A 1,015-nucleotide genomic window follows, 5' to 3' on the forward strand; every position below is an offset into this window, starting at 1 on the left:
GATAAATACAGATCTACAAATAAAGCACTCCAGCGATCTACAAAATGGCTTTACCCCGGGAATCTCACACCATTACCGCCTCCCTCAGGTCTGGAAAAGAAAAGAGGCGTACTGCCTGAACGAGAAGCTATCACCGCCCAGCCTAAACGGATATCATCATCGCTCATCCATGTCGACTCTTCATCATCATTGGCATACGTATCATGCGACTCCACCCATGTCACCAGCTTGTCCGCAGACACATCAGATGCATAGTGGGAGATATTCGACACGCCCAGATTACGATTCTTTAAAGCGGACCTTATGGAATGCCCATAGTTAGACGCTGTCACATCCATATAATTCGCATATGCAGCATCTCTGGAGGCACTATCCTGCAGGATTTCTCCGTATTGGAACTCTGCAGATGTATTTGTGATATTCGGCCAAAATTGACTGCCGTAACTCCCATCATCCGGAAGCTCTATATGTTTGGCGGCATCAAATCGAAAACCGTCTGCCCCGTCATTCAATGCCCTTTCTAAGAACCGTTTCAGATAGGACTGTACTTGTGTATTTTGTGTATTCCAGTCATACAGCCCGAGCAATGAATTCTGCGTGACATCCCATCGATCAGACCAGTTTTTAATTTGTGTGTTTCCATGTGTCCAGTTTGGAATACTCTTAACCTCATTGGAAATCGCGGCATAATCACTGGTGGTATGATTGATGACCGCGTCAACAATGACCTTTATGCCATATTCTTCAGCGGCTGCACACATTTCTTTAAATTCTTGTTCAGTACCTAAGTAACGGTTGCCAATTTGATACGATGTCGGCTGATACAGCCAGTACCAGTTCGACATGCTTTTATCTCCTTGATTCCCTTCCTTTACTTGGTTAATCGGAGATGTCTGAATGGCTGTATATCCTGCATCATGAATATCCTTCATATTGTGTTTTAACGTATTGAACGACCAATTCCATGCATGAAGAATGGTTCCGCTTTTGATCGACGGTGCTGTAAGCTCATTCG

At 44.4% G+C, this 1,015-nt stretch carries 1 pseudogene; it reads right to left on the minus strand.

Features of this window, described 5'->3' with window-relative positions:
- Positions 1-53: 53 nt before the first annotated feature.
- Positions 54-1,015 (minus strand): annotated as a pseudogene (gene amyE / locus ACFRCG_RS48815) (alpha-amylase); the annotation flags it as partial.

This window comes from Embleya sp. NPDC056575 (assembly GCF_042793325.1).
GTDB lineage: Bacteria > Actinomycetota > Actinomycetes > Streptomycetales > Streptomycetaceae > Embleya.